Raw genomic sequence first — 13,595 nt, forward strand, 5'->3', positions numbered from 1 at the left:
TGGCTTTGCTCGGCGTTTGCTTGGGTGTGTCTTTGCTTAAGCAATTTTGGACAGCTTGGCTAAAAGGCAAATAATCTCTCCAATCTGGATTTTATATAGTGTATCTGCATATACAATGCGCTCTTGGCGTGTTTTTGCTAGAGTTTGTGCGATTAAATGCCAAGCGTATTTGTGCTAAGTGATAGGCTTTAGCGCATTTGTATTTGGTGTAGTTATGTCGCAAGTGGTGTTTTTGTGTATAATGTAGCTATATGCAAACAAGGGGGCAAGAATGAGCAAGATTGTAGGCAAATTGCAATTGGGGATTAACGCAAAGGTATCAATTAGCACGACATTTTTGGTGCTTGTGAGCTTTAGTGTTTTGGCGTGGTTTGTGTATTTTAATGCGCAAAAGACCATAACGCTCATTGAGTATGAGACACAAAGCAAGCAGGTCTTGCAGCTAGAAAATCTCATCAATGTCTATATCGATGAAAAAAAGCGACTCATCAATAAGCTTGCCAAAGAGGCATTAGCAAGTGGCTTAAACGAAGCGCAAATGATCCAAAATCTCCGTTTGATCCAAGAAGCAGGAGACTTCAATCTCTCATATATCGGCTTAGAATCTAGTGGCAGAATGCTACGAGGCAATGGCAAGCACCAATATCCACAAGATGGCTATGATCCGCGCACGCGAAGCTGGTTTCAAATCCCTAAAAAATCCCTACAAGATGAAGTGCTAAGCGAGCCTTGGATCCAAAACTCCTATAAGATTCCGGTCTTTGGCTTTGCTTCTCCTATCATTGAAAATGGTCGCTTTATAGGGGTGGCAAGTGCGGACATCGCCCTAAAATCGCTTAATGCCTATATCCACGCACAAGATGAAAAGATAGGTAGTCAGGGGATTATTGTCATAGATACAAATGGCAATTATGTCAGCCATAGTGATGAGGGCAAGATTTTACAAAGTGATGAGTTTGCCAAAGCGATAAAGAGTGCCTTTAGTGCTGATAAACCGACCTTTAGACTAGAATCCAGTATTGCAACTTGCAGGCTAGAGTCTCAAACGCAATGGCTGCTTTGCTCCATTATCCCAGAATCTCGCATAGCCGATGCGCTAAGTAAAAATAACAAACCCATTTTCATTATGCTCTTTATCTTTGCGCTTATTCTTGTTGTGGTTTTGTATTGTATCCTTGCGTATTTGCTAAAGCCCATTAAGCGTATCAAAAAAAGCTTGCTAGAGTTTTTTGACTTTTTGAATCACAAGCGTCCAAGCGTGCAGGCTCTTGTCTTGCGTAGTGGCGATGAGTTTCAAGAAATGGCAGAAGCCATTAGCGATAATGTCAAAACAATCCAAGCCAATATCCTAAAAGACACGCAGTCTTTGGACGACTTTTTTAAAGCGGTGGAGAGTATCAAGCAGGGGTATTTGCGCTTGCAGCTCCATACCAATGCTAGCAATCCCCAGCTAACGCAGCTTGGCGCGCTGTTTAATGAAATGCTAGCATCGCTTGATATGAATGTATCGCGTGTGCTAGAGATTCTTAACCGCTATGCTGATAATGACTTCCAAGATGGGCAATCAAGCAAGGACCTAGCCCTTGCAGGAGAGCTACAAGCGATGAATCAAGGCATAAATCATCTTGGTGAAGAAATACGGAAAATGCTTTTTACAAGTCTTGATTTTGCCAAATCGCTTAACTGCAAGGCAAAAGATCTTGAAGAATCTGTCCAAGCCCTAACGACAAGCACACAGCGGCAGGCGGATTCTCTAGGAAAGACCACAGAGGTAGTAAGAGAGATCACAGAATCTATGCAGGGCATTGATAGCAAAGCCCAAGAAGTAATCCAGCAAGGCGAGGATATCAAAAAGATTCTAGGCTTTATCGCTGAAATCGCCGACCAGACTAATTTGCTAGCCCTAAATGCTGCCATAGAAGCAGCAAGAGCAGGGGAGCACGGCAGAGGCTTTGCAGTCGTTGCCGATGAAGTAAGAAATCTCGCTGAACGCACGCAAAAAAGCCTAGGCGAGATCGGAGCTAGTGTGAATCTTCTGGCACAAAGTATCAATGAGATGGGCGAGTCGATCCGAGCGCAGATGGATAGTGTCGAGCATATCAACGATAGCATTGCCCAGCTAGAAGAGACCACCCAGCACAATGCCCAAACCGCAAGCAAAACACAAGAAATTAGCCTAGGGATCGAAGAGATCGCGCAAGATATTTTGCAAGATGCTAATAAAAAGAAATTTTAGATTCTAGGTAATCCTATTGCGATATGGGAGATTAAGCGATGTGGGTAAATTTATCTAGGTGCGTATAGTTGCTAGCAATGTGAGCCGACTAAAGCGCACGAGCGCACGCTAGTTGCTGCTTGGCTAATTACTATTTGGCGTGGGGGTAGCTTGTGGCTCTTTGATTTTGTTGTTTTTTAGGACTTTGCCATAGCTTAAGGATACACCGATGAAAAGATTGCTTGCTGGCTTGTTGATATAGCGACCTTTTAGGAGATAGAAGCTTATAAATGGTGAAATGGTGAAGCTGTTCCACAGGGTTGTATCAAGGCGGAGATTGCATTCTAGCTCGTGCTCTGGGTTGCGTAGATTGGGGTAGTTGTTGATAATATAGTAGCGGTAGTTTAGCAGCGAGCTAAACTGCACGCCCTCGCGTAGCATACGCTTAAGCGATAGTCCTGTCTCCACGCCCATAGATTCTATGAGATTATGCACATCGCTAAAATCTTCTTCGCCAAAGAGATTGAGCTTGAGATTCTCAACATATTTGCCATCAAAGAGCCTAACCCCAGCGGCAAAGCGAAAAAACTTCTTGCGATATGGGAGATTAGGCGATGGGGTGAATTCACCTTGTAGGCTTAGCTGGGCATAAGGACCAATCTCGCCACCGCCGATTTTATCTAGCTTCCAGATCCTTTGTGTATATCCCGTGGAAAATAGGATTCTATCAAGTGTTTTGTTTTTTAAGCGTTTTTTGGGTGATAAAAAGACCATTGTCTCGCCGTATTCTGCAAGGAGAGAGTTAAAAAACACAAAGCGTTTGGAGTAGTAATCCGCCAGCACATAGCCATAAAATTGCATTATCAGCTGAGAATCACCACTAAGGCGACTATTGGCAAATTGCGCATAGGGGTCTTGATTGGTGATTTTAGTCGAAGAAAAATTGACAGAAACGCGCGTTAGATCAACTAGCCAGCCTTCTCGCTCTATATCTATATCTAGCTTCTTGTTTGCAGGATTGGCGTGTGCATAGAGACCACACGCCAAGCATAGTGCAAAAAGCTTAGGCAGACTATTTGGAATTTGGGATATGGTGCGAGAAATTTGAAATATGTTTGATAAGATTTTTTTCATCAAAGATCACATCTTGCTGGGCGGCTTCTTTGACAAGGGCTAGGGCTTCATTAGTATTGTAGTCATTGCCCCCTTCATAAGGCTCAAAAATACGATTAGTAATCGCTAGGGCATACGCATTTTTCTTGATACTTGGCGGTGCAGAGTGTGGATTGATCGCATAGACAACAGTCTGGATCAAGACTTCATCAAATTTCCAATGATCAAAGCAGTAAGCTAGGAATGAAATATGATCGACACCGAAGAATTCTTGCTCGATTAGCGCGATATTTTTAAAGTCATTTGCTTTAAGCGCATCGCGGAATTCTTTGTCTTTTTTGGATCGAATAAGCACACTTGAGAAAAGGATCATACCAAGCCGCAAGAGCATAGCGCACGGGATCAAGGTTTGAGAGAGCTTGCGGTCTTCTTCATTGAGCCAATTTGAGATGAAATCTACTTCTTTAGAGCAAGTGCCTATGAAGATATTTGTATCAAGTCCATAGGGGCTGACATTGATTTTGATCCTAGAGCGCAGAGAATCTGCCATTACGATATTTTTGACATTTTCTATCCCAAGTAATGCGATGACTTGGTTGATCGTGGAGATTTCTTGAGAGAATCCATAGTAAGCAGAATTTGCAGTTTTGAGCAGATTGGCAGTAGCTAGTGGGTCTTTGGAGATAATATCCACCACACCTTTTATCTCTATTTTTGATCCCTTTTCATCGATATAATCGCGCAATTTGATCACTGTGTTAGGCAAGGGGGGGAGATTTTGCTCTATGAGTGTTAGAAGTATATCATTCATTCACATATCCTTATTGGGTATAAACTCCACTAGAATGAAGCCTTGTTTGCGGTCTCCATTCTATCCAAAATTTATTTGGTTTGTGGTTAATGCGCTAAATATTTGCGCGGTAGCCTTGCTGCGATACTTATAGTGTAAATCGACTAAAACTACAAGGAATCAAATAAGAATCTAAGCTAAATAAAGGTATCTTTTATAATCTATTTTAATATATTGGTTTGTTCTTATGGAGATGATTTCACTTATTATTGTCGCTGGGCTTGGGCTGTCGATTATGCTTAATCTCGCGCTTAAATACTTCGATATTCCAGCGATCATTGGCTATATTGTTACGGGCGTGTTGATTGTCTATATCTTTGACATTCGTGGTAATGACATACTTACAGATGTAGCGGAGTTTGGGATTGTTTTTTTGATGTTTATGATCGGGCTAGAATTTAGCTTTGATCGCCTAAAATCTATGCGCCAAGAGGTGCTGACATTTGGGATCTTGCAAGTATGCATCACAACTTGTGCCTTTTTGCTTGTTAATTACTATGTGCTTGGATTCTCCTTTGTTTTCTCGCTTGTGGTGAGTATGGGCTTCTCGCTGTCTTCTACGACCATTGTCCTTAGCCACTATGAAGCAAATAGGCAGCTTGATACATCATTTGGCAAAAATGCCGTGGGGATTTTGATTATGCAAGATATTGCTGTGATCCCGATTTTGCTGATTCTAGCCATTATGACAGATTCTCAAGCATCGCTAGGAGATATGCTTATCAAAACTTTCATTTCAGGCGTGCTAGTCCTAGCACTTTTGCTAATCCCGGGGCGGTGGCTGGCAGTGCGTATGCTCTCGCGTGCTGCGCGTGCTAAGACCAATGAGCTATTTATGGCAAGCGTGCTATTTCTAGTGCTAGGCTCCGCGCTTTTGGCACATAGCTTTGGCTTTTCTATGTCACTTGGCGCATTTATCGCTGGTATGAGTATTTCTAAGACACGATTCCGCTATCAAGTGCAATCAGATTTGTCGCATTTCAAAGACATTTTTCTTGGGTTGTTTTTTGTTACCGTGGGCTTGCAGATTGATGTGGATTTTTTAATGCAGGAGTTTTTTGCTCTTATGTTGGCATTAGCTCTTGTTATGGTGTTTAAAACAGCGGTTGTGTATTGGATTTTGCGGTGGTTTCGCAGCTATCAAAGTGCGCTTAAAACCGCTCTTTCGCTCTGTCAAATCGGGGAGTTTTCTTTCGCTATTTTTCTTATGGCAAATCGGGAAAATATCTTTGCCGAGCGCATTAGCGGCGGGCTATTTGGCGCGCTAGAAGATGCTGGGATCATTAGCTTTGGTGATGGGGATATTTATCAGTTTTTCGTGCTTATGGTAACTTTTTCAATGATTGCCACGCCATTTATCTTGAAGTATTTAGATCCTATTTGTGCCTTTGTGCTTAAACAAAAGCTAGCCCAATCTCACGCAAGTGATGAGCTTGCACAAATCCCAAGTGATTTGAAAAATGGGCATATTATCGTGGTGGGCTATGGGGAGTTTGGGATAGAGGTGGTGGATTTGCTAAAGCAAGCGGGCAAGACTTATGTCGCAGTGGATTCTGATGGTGAGCGCGTGGAGCTTGGGCTTAAGCTTCAAGATCGCGTAGTCTATGGCAATATCAAGCAAGTGGAGTTTCTCAAACTGCTAAAGCCCAAAGATGCGCAATGTATGATCCTAGCTATCGATGATGCAGAGACAATTAAGGATATTTGCGATGAGGTGCTAGACTTTGACCCACATATCCCCATCATCGCAAAAGTGGATTCTAGGGAAGTGCAAGCAAGCTTAGATGCCATTGATGTGATCAACTTCAACTCCCGCACAGAGATCGCAAAGCTCCTAGTGCAAAAGGCAGTGGAGTTCTAGACTGCGTTTTGGTATCGCGCTTTGGCATTGTGAGAAGTTAGTGCGACTTTGCGGATAAGGTATAGCTTTTTAGCAATCACAAAATCCACGCCCTTTGCCCTAGAATCCTTGGGAGAGCAACCGCAGCTAGAGCTGTGAGCATTGAAAAGGCGTAATGATCCATAGCATAGAATCTAGTTTGCAAAAGTGGATTCTAGTCCTACACGCGTGATCTTAGCTTGCGATCTTTGGGTAGTCATCTTGCAAGTTGTAAAAAGGGCTTTAAACATTAGGGTGAGAGTCTTTAAGAAATGCTCGCAAGCTTTTATACTCATCTTTGCTAAAATACCGCCATTTGCCCACAGGCAGGGCATTAAGCCTAGCAAAGCCATAGCGCACACGGCGCAAATCAAGCACGCTTGCCTTAAAATAGCCAAAAAACCGCCGCAGCTCTCTATTGCGCCCTTCTTGGATCACGACCTTAAGTCGCGATAGCGTGGGGGTGCTTTTGATAATCTGCCACGAGATAAATGGCGCAAACTCCATTGCCACAATCTCACTATGGCTATGCCCGCCGCGCCTAGCATCGCTGGCTTTAAGCCCATTTTCCATAGCTTCTAGCATTGCTTGAGTTATGGGCTTGTCGATTTTGATGATGTATTCTCGCTCGAGGTTGCTATGCATAAGCGCGCTAACAATGCTCTTAGAATCCCCTAAGATAAGCAGCCCTTCACTTGAAAAATCTAGCCGCCCCACAGGGATAAATGCGCGAAATCTGGATTCTAGGCTATCATAGATCACTCTCCTTGCGCGATCATCGCGCTTGCTTACAAGCTCACCTTTGGGCTTATGGTAGATGATAAATGTATAATCATCAGCCTTTTTGGGCTTTAGCTGCTTGCCATCGATGAAGATCTTGTCATCTTTGGTGATCATCGCGCCTAGCTGGGCTTTTTGGCGATTGATACGCACGCGCCCTTGGGCGATGAGCGAGTCGGCTTCTCGGCGTGAGTGTGCGCTATTGTGCGCGATAAAGGTATTTAGTCGCATAAGCCTAGTAGAATCGCTTCTTTGGCGTGGTAGCTTATGATGATGTCTGCGCCCGCGCGTTTGAAGCTTAGGAGATTTTCTTCTAGCACACGCTCATAATCGATAATTCCGGCTTTTTGCGCACATTTTAGCATTGCATATTCTCCGCTGACATTGTAGATAGCAATGGGAGCTAGCGTGGCTTGTGCTATATCGCGCACAATGTCTAAAAACGCTAAAGCGGGCTTTACCATCAAAATATCCGCGCCTTCTTGCGCATCAAGCAGGCTCTCAAGCAGGGCTTCTTTGGCATTGGCAATATCTTGCTGATAGCTTCTGCGATCGCCAAAGCTTGGGGCAGATTCTGCTACATCGCGGAATGGTCCATAATACGCGCTAGCAAATTTGGTGGAGTAGCTCATTATAGGGATATGCGCAAAGCCGCTAGAATCTAATGCCGCGCGTATGGCTCGCACCATTTGATCCATAGAGGCACTTGGGGCGATCATATCTGCACCTGCTTGGGCTAGAGTGATAGCCTGCTTTGCTAGAATCCGTAAAGTCGCGTCATTATCCACGCTACCTAGCCTTTCATCAAGTATGCCACAATGCCCGTGGCTGGTGTATTCACAAAAGCATAAATCCACAACCACAAGCAGCTCTGGGCAGGCGATTTTAATCGCAGCAATAGCGCGGCAGACAATGCTATCAGGCTGCAAGGCGTGGCTACCTTGAGCGTCTTTGTCCTTAGGGATACCAAAAAGCACTATGCCTAAAATCCCAAGCTTAGCCACCTCCTCGCACTCTTTTACAAGCGTGTCGATACTCATTTGATATACGCCCGGCATAGAAGCAATCTCGCGCTTAATCTGCTTCCCCTCGCACACAAACAAGGGCAGAAGAAAATCGCTTTTATGCAGGCGATTTTGACGCACAAGAGCGCGTAAGGCGGGATTATAGCGCAAGCGGCGCGGACGCAAAAAAGTGGATTCTAGGCTGTGGGGTTTGGCGGATGTAGGTGGTGGTGTCATATTGAGCCTTGCATAGATTAAATGTGGTAATATAGCACTGCTTTTATAAAAATATTGTAAAGATTTGGGGCTAGGCTATGTATGCGCAGTTTGATATATCGCTAATGTTGCAATACCTTAAAAACAAAGGATATAAGCAAGATGAGCTATCAGCGATGAGCGATGAGCGTATTTTGAAGCTCTATCAAGATATAGCAAGAGAGTTTATCCTGCAAGCCCAAGATGTGCTAGAGACTAGCCCAGAGCACGAGAATCTACGCAAAAAAAGCACGACTATTATGCCAGAGACCATCGCACTGATCGGGCGGGATTTGTGCAAGCTGTATGAAGAGATAGATAATTATATCGATCTATACTCTGTGCGTGAGCTAGCAAATCTCCTGCTCTCTGCTTTGCCCGGGGTAAAGCTTGCTAAAGTGGAAAAAATGGTGCGTATAAAAATCCGTGAGCTACAAGAAATCTGGCTATTAGAGCTAAAGGACAATCTAAGCTCACTCCCTGAAGAAGAGCGCGACACGCTTATGGAGTATTATCTAGCGCGTAAAGATGACTTGCCTATGCTAAGGGATATTTATCAAAAGTCCAAAGACCCAGCCTATCTTGATGAGATCTGCGATCTTGCGCATATCAAGCTATCGATGATCAAAGAGTATATGCCAGATGAGCTAGAATCCAACTACAAAAGCTTCTATGATCATAGCCCAGAAAAGCTCTCTGTGATCCAAAGTATCCTAGCTTTAACGGCTGCATATAGCAAGGGAGCGTTACTAGGAATGTCTATCAAAGAGCTACAAGAAATGCTTAAAGAGCTACAAGAAAAAGAACAAGAGCAAGCCGAGCAAAAGGCACTTGTGGATAGGTATTTTGAGAGATTTAAAGCAGCCTTGCACGATCCAGATGACCAGCACTTCACAAATGTCTGCCTAGATGCAGCAAGCGAGCTTCCGCGCCCAAGATTCCAAGAGCTAGCCACAGAGCTAAGCAGGCATTATAAGCATTTTCATCAACGCTTTAGTGATGTAAGCAAAGAATATAAAGATATGCAGAATCTACAAATTGTGTTTTAGTGTGGCAAATTTGGCGCGGTGGGATATTTTGTTTTTGGCTGTTTTGTGGTATCCTAGAATCCACTTTATGTAAAGGAGTTGTGATGAAAAAGAACATTGTGTTTTTTGAAGCAAAAGGCGGGAGTGATAAGGGTCCTGATGGATATAGAAAAGACACTATGCCTATGGTCAATGCGCTCAAGGCAAAGGGCTGGAATGCGGAAGTGGTGTTTTTCACCGATGATATTTTGCGCAATGAGAGCGAGCGCAATGCGATTTATGAGCGCGTTAGGGATAGTGCTGATGGCTATGTATCGCGCGTAAATCCGGGGAATTTGAAAGAAGAGAAACTCTACTTTGATGTGCTACGCAAGCTTTGCAATGATGGGCTTGTAGGTATGTCTCACCCAGATGCGATGATTGGCTATGGGGCAAAAGACGCGCTTACAAAGCTAGCTAGCACAGATCTTGTGCCAGATGATACTTATGCTTACTATGATATTGCGACTTTTAAAAGCACTTTTCCAAAAAGCCTTGCCAAAGGTGAGCGTGTTTTGAAGCAAAATCGCGGCTCCACAGGTGAGGGGATCTGGCGCGTGCGGCTAGAATCCGCAAGCGATTATGGCAAGCTAGATTCTCTCCCGCTAGATACGACGATCATCTGCACAGAGGCTAAAGACAATCACACTGAAACGCGCAAGCTTGGGGAGTTTATGGATTTCTGCGAGCAATACATCATCGGTGATAATGGAATGCTTGTGGATATGACCTTTTTGCCGCGCATTAAAGAGGGTGAGATTAGAATCCTAATGCTCTATAAAACGCCTGTATATGTCGTGCATAAAAAGCCTGCTGAAGGGGGCGATGCTTTCTCTGCGACTCTCTTTAGTGGCGCGAAATACCGCTATGATGAGCCTAAAGACTGGCAATCACTCATTGATTGGTTTTTAGTCCAGCTTCCAGAGATCCGCACAAAGCTTGGCAACTATGATCTGCCACTAATTTGGACAGCAGACTTTATCCTAGATACTGATGCAAACGGCAAGGACAAATATGTCCTAGGTGAAATTAACTGCTCTTGTGTGGGCTTCACAAGTCCAGCGGAGTTTATGGAGAAAATCGCTGTAATGGTGGGCGATAATATCGTAGAAATCGTTAGCGAGAAAAAGGCGTAATACAAGAGCCGCTGCCCTAGCGGCTCTGTGCATATTTTAGATTCTTTGATTGCACATTCTTATATCCTTGTTTTAGTCGTGATTTTTTGTATTTTTAAGCTGGGTTTTTGTTTTGCTGTTGTGGCTTTGCTTGGCTCGCTAGAATCTGGCGTGCTTAGTTTGGCGTGGTGTGATATGGCTTAGGCACAGGACCAACTATAATAATAAGAAAAACTTTTATTTTTTAAGTTATATTTCATTTTTGCTTCACTACTATGCCAAAGTTTTTGATAATCATTTGCAGTATTGTAAATGTGATAAAACGCTATTACACAAATACAAAGGATATGTATGAAAACTCCACCCCCAATCAATCGCCCACTCTATACGATAATAACGCATAGGAGCCCTTGCTTTTTGCTGCTTGCTCCATTGCTACTTCTAGCCCAGCCAGATGAAGCCAAGCAGCCATATCAAGACGCCTCCCAAGCAATGTCCCAAGAAGTAGCCCAAAAAGCTCGCAAAGAATCCACAAAACCACAACACGATCAAAGCAGCTCTAGCCTAGAGACAAAAATGCTAGCCGAGCAGGTCGTTACTGCAAGTGGTTTCCACCAAAGCCACTTGCTAGCCCCAGCTTCAATTTCTGTAGTAAGCCCCCAAGACATCGCCTCTCGCCCTGTGCGCGATCTAGCAGAGGCTTTGGCAAATGTGCCGGGTGTGAGCATAGATGCTAGTGTGAGCAAAACAGGGGGCTATGGTATCTCTATCCGCGGTATGCCAAGCTCCTATACACTTGTGCTAATCGATGGCAAGCGCGTAAATGCGGATTCTAGCCTTTTCCCCAATGGCTTTGGCGACTCTACCACGAGCTTTATGCCCCCGCTTTCTATGATAGAAAAAATAGAAGTCGTGCGAGGTCCTGCCTCCACGCTCTATGGCAGCGATGCGATCGGCGGTGTGGTCAATATCATCACCAAGCAGAGATATGATAAATGGGGAGCTAGCTTTGGCTATGACTATACTTTCCAAGAGAATAAATCCTTTGGCAATACGCAAGGGTTTAATTTCTACACCGCAGGTCCCTTGAATGAAGCGAAAAATTGGGGATTATCATTGCGAGGGCGGCAATACAACAGAGAGTTTGTCCCTAGCACCAATCTCTCTAAATACCCATCTGTGTCAAATGGGCAGGAGTCTCAAGCAACTGCTGGTAGAAATACTATCGTAGGGCTAGCTCCATTTTCTAGCTACAATGTGGGTGGCAGGCTAAGCTGGAGCGAGCTAGCAGAAGTGGGGGGCAAGCCTAGAAACTCCGCATATCTCGATATTGACTACTCACAGCAAAATTACGACAACTCTCAAGGACTCCTAGGCACTTACAAAGCCGATGGCACAGGCAGCGAGCAAGACAAGCAAGCAGCAAATGGCTATGGTAGTGAGATGGATTTCTATCGGCTTAATGTGGTTGCCGCACATAAGGGGCATTACCGCGATAGCCTAGAATCCACTTTTCAAACCTTTAGCACAGATTCAAGTCTGCAGTATAACTTCACTGCTAATCCCAACCGCTATGTGCCAAAAGCCGCTGCCGCAGCACCGACAAATGGCGTGAGTGCAGGCGATAGCAGAGAGCTAGAGAGCCAAGATATAATCATCGATCACAAAAGCAATGCGTTTTTTGCCTTTGGCGATCATATTGGGCTAAATGCAAGCCTAGGCGGGCGGTATTGGTATAACACCTTTAGGGACAAAATCTTCCAAGTAGGGGGCAAAAGCGCGACCCAAGATCAGCATATCGGCGCGATCTTTGGCGAGGGCGAGCTAGGCGTATATGACCGCTTGTTTTTGACAGCAGGCATACGAGGGAATTTCAACTCTATCTTTGGGGGTAATGCCAGCCCTAGAGTCTATCTCTCTTATAATGCTATAAAGCGCGGGTGGCTCGCTTTCAAAGGTGGGATCTCCACAGGGTATAAAACCCCAGCCCTGCCCAATCTCATCAATGGCATAGCCAACCTAAGCGGACAAGGATCAACCCACACCTATGGCAATCCAAACCTAAAGCCAGAATCTAGTATCAACTATGAATTATCCGCCCTAAGCGATAATCCCTACTTCTCTGCTTCTATCACGGGCTTTTACACTAACTTTACTGATAGGATCTCCACCACTCCAAGTGTGAGCCAAGGACAGGTGGTTAATGGCTTTACCTGTGGAGCTAGCTCTTGCTCAAGCTATGTTAATGTCGATGAGGCTATAAGCTATGGCGCGGAGACTTCGCTTGCTATTAAGCCAATTGGCGTGGGCTATGGCACGATAGGGCTAAATGCCGCCTACACTTTCACCCTCACAGAAATCACCAAATCCCAAGACAAAAAGGCGATTGGCACGCGCTTGCAGAATGTGCCGCTGCATAATTTCACTGCCTCTATCAACTATGATAGCAGGCACTTTGGCGCGTATATCCGCCAAGAGTATAAAGCCGGGATTTATCGTGGCGATCCTAATATCGCAGGGACTGCAGCTGCGACACTTGGGGCATACTACAAGCCAATTGCCCTAACCCACTTGGGCGCATACTACCGCGTGAGCGACCGCTTACGCATAAATGCCGCGGTGTATAATCTCTTTAATGTCAATTTTGTGGATTATCAACGCTATACCACTACTAGCGCACCAAGCTACAACTACGCTAATGCCTACAACTATATCCGTGAAGGTAGGAGATATTATATCTCTGTGCAAATGGACTTTTAGCGGCGTGCTAGGGCTAGCCAGCCCTAGAATCCACTTTTGAAATAATGCCCTTTTTCTCTCACTTGCGAGATACTGCGCCAGCAGTGGCGCGGCAAAGCAAGGCGAAGCCGCAGCTTCTTTAGTAATCCACAAACGAAGTTTTTAGAAATCCTAGAATCCTTTGCTGGCTCGTTTAGAATTGGGGCGATGCTAGAATCCACTTTTGAAAAAGTGGATTCTAGGTTTGTGCTATGGATCGCCACGCTCGCTTCACTCGCTCGCGATGACAGAAGAGATAGCGTAGCGTAAGGCTCGCGATGACAATTTGAGCTTTCACACTAGAATCCACTTTTTCAAATAACGCCCTTTTTATGGTCATTGCGAGCTTTGGCGCAAGACAAAGCGTGGCAAAGCGCAGTTTCTTTAGAAAACAAGCGAAGCGATGTTTCTTTAGAAAACAAGTAAAGACCGCGCTTGTTTAGTAATCTACAAACACAAAGGAAAGTTGTGGGGATTGAGATAAATGCAAGGAGATGAAATAGATAGGCTTTAGCGTGGTTTGTGTGTATGTGGGGGAG

The 13,595-nt window shown here is 44.6% G+C and carries 11 protein-coding genes; 5 read left to right on the forward strand and 6 right to left on the reverse strand.

What is annotated here, in order from left to right; all coding sequences use genetic code 11:
• Positions 1-271 precede the first annotated feature (271 nt).
• Positions 272-2,236, forward strand: coding sequence for a methyl-accepting chemotaxis protein (locus DX060_RS06100; RefSeq protein ID WP_115011629.1), 1,965 nt, complete (start codon positions 272-274; stop codon positions 2,234-2,236).
• A gap of 123 nt (positions 2,237-2,359) precedes the next feature.
• Here the strand turns inward: DX060_RS06100 and DX060_RS06105 are convergent, their stop codons facing one another.
• Both DX060_RS06105 and cheP read right to left on the reverse strand, forming a co-directional pair.
• The gene (locus tag DX060_RS06105; RefSeq protein ID WP_181814213.1) at positions 2,360-3,352 is read right to left on the reverse strand and encodes a hypothetical protein; all 993 of its coding nucleotides are present in this window, start codon (positions 3,350-3,352) and stop codon (positions 2,360-2,362) included.
• Positions 3,288-4,139, reverse strand: a complete 852-nt coding sequence (gene cheP / locus DX060_RS06110; RefSeq protein ID WP_115011631.1) for a cheVAW transcriptional regulator CheP — start codon at positions 4,137-4,139, stop codon at positions 3,288-3,290. Before cheP ends, DX060_RS06105 begins: the two co-directional genes overlap by 65 nt.
• Before the next feature lie 232 nt (positions 4,140-4,371).
• Between cheP and DX060_RS06115 the strand changes: the two genes are divergently transcribed.
• Complete coding sequence (locus DX060_RS06115; protein ID WP_258552223.1) at positions 4,372-6,039, forward strand: cation:proton antiporter domain-containing protein; 1,668 nt, start codon at positions 4,372-4,374, stop codon at positions 6,037-6,039.
• A gap of 261 nt (positions 6,040-6,300) precedes the next feature.
• On the opposite strand, the gene DX060_RS06120 is transcribed toward DX060_RS06115, so the two are convergent.
• The gene (locus tag DX060_RS06120) at positions 6,301-7,068 is read right to left on the reverse strand and encodes a pseudouridine synthase (RefSeq protein ID WP_115011632.1); all 768 of its coding nucleotides are present in this window, start codon (positions 7,066-7,068) and stop codon (positions 6,301-6,303) included.
• Positions 7,059-8,078, reverse strand: a complete 1,020-nt coding sequence (hemB, locus tag DX060_RS06125) for a porphobilinogen synthase (protein WP_115011633.1) — start codon at positions 8,076-8,078, stop codon at positions 7,059-7,061. The genes DX060_RS06120 and hemB overlap by 10 nt, the downstream gene beginning before the upstream one ends.
• 77 nt (positions 8,079-8,155) lie before the next feature.
• Between hemB and DX060_RS06130 the strand changes: the two genes are divergently transcribed.
• The 3 genes from DX060_RS06130 to DX060_RS06140 all read left to right on the forward strand — a co-directional run bounded on the left by DX060_RS06130 (position 8,156) and on the right by DX060_RS06140 (position 13,038).
• Entirely contained in the window at positions 8,156-9,145 is a 990-nt protein-coding gene (locus tag DX060_RS06130; RefSeq protein WP_115011634.1) for a hypothetical protein, read from the forward strand.
• An 83-nt stretch (positions 9,146-9,228) separates the two neighbouring features.
• Positions 9,229-10,299, forward strand: a complete 1,071-nt coding sequence (locus DX060_RS06135; RefSeq protein ID WP_115011635.1) for a Cj0069 family protein — start codon at positions 9,229-9,231, stop codon at positions 10,297-10,299.
• 330 nt (positions 10,300-10,629) lie between these two features.
• Positions 10,630-13,038, forward strand: coding sequence for a TonB-dependent receptor domain-containing protein (locus tag DX060_RS06140; RefSeq protein WP_115011636.1), 2,409 nt, complete (start codon positions 10,630-10,632; stop codon positions 13,036-13,038).
• 23 nt (positions 13,039-13,061) lie between these two features.
• On the opposite strand, the gene DX060_RS06145 is transcribed toward DX060_RS06140, so the two are convergent.
• Both DX060_RS06145 and DX060_RS11345 read right to left on the reverse strand, forming a co-directional pair.
• Entirely contained in the window at positions 13,062-13,280 is a 219-nt protein-coding gene (locus DX060_RS06145; RefSeq protein WP_115011637.1) for a hypothetical protein, read from the reverse strand.
• Positions 13,256-13,396, reverse strand: coding sequence for a hypothetical protein (locus tag DX060_RS11345; RefSeq protein ID WP_181814215.1), 141 nt, complete (start codon positions 13,394-13,396; stop codon positions 13,256-13,258). Before DX060_RS11345 ends, DX060_RS06145 begins: the two co-directional genes overlap by 25 nt.
• Positions 13,397-13,595: the final 199 nt, after the last annotated feature.

It is taken from the genome of Helicobacter canis (assembly GCF_900451095.1).
In the GTDB taxonomy this organism is placed as follows: domain Bacteria; phylum Campylobacterota; class Campylobacteria; order Campylobacterales; family Helicobacteraceae; genus Helicobacter_B; species Helicobacter_B zhangjianzhongii.